Source organism: Rothia sp. HMSC071F11 (assembly GCF_001809115.1).
In the GTDB taxonomy this organism is placed as follows: domain Bacteria; phylum Actinomycetota; class Actinomycetes; order Actinomycetales; family Micrococcaceae; genus Rothia; species Rothia dentocariosa.
The window spans coordinates 112,077-112,713 of the sequence record NZ_KV795760.1; the positions used below are offsets into that span (position 1 = coordinate 112,077).

Annotated in this window: 1 protein-coding gene; it reads left to right on the plus strand. The window is 57.3% G+C overall.

The genetic code is table 11. The features are described 5' to 3' along the window. On the plus strand, nt 1–276 hold a 276-nt coding region (locus HMPREF2554_RS08075; RefSeq protein ID WP_210396025.1), incomplete at its 5' end, for a VIT1/CCC1 transporter family protein. Nucleotides 277–637 lie beyond the last annotated feature (361 nt).

Here is a 637-nt window from a genome sequence, read left to right on the forward strand (position 1 = left end):
GGTACGGATATTGGCGCGGCGGCGGCATCGTTTAGCTTCTTCGCATCCGGGGCGCTCGTGCCGATTCTGCCCTATATTTTCGGGCTTTCCGGCCTCTGGGCGATGGCGCTTTCGCTCCTGTTCGTCGCCATGGCGCTGGGCTTCACCGGCGGTATTGTGGGCCTGCTCTCGGGGTCTTCCCCGATGCGCCGCGGACTGCGCCAAATCCTGATCGGACTGGGCGCGGCGGGCATCACCTACCTGCTGGGCCTAGCCTTCGGCACTACGCTGGGGTAGGTCTATTCCGTTCCATACTTTCTCTACGCCAGCGGCGTTGTCCCTTTGCGATACACGAAATGCCACGCATATGACGTGGCATCCGGAACCGGAACATCCAAGTAGTCTTTCAGCTTTAGCTACTTGCATATCGGGTTATCGGCTATACAGCATTGCGCAAAGAGTAATCATAATGGAGAGACTGGTTCTTTGTTTTACACTCCCTCGCAAGCCCAATAGAAAAACTCCTGCCGTTGGCACTCTCCCGATAGTGGAGGGCCGTTGACAGGAGCGAATTAGTACTTTGATTATATATGAATCCCCGGCGGCGCGAGCGTAATACTCGCACCGCCGGGGGTCTTATTAGCTGCCCGAACCGGGC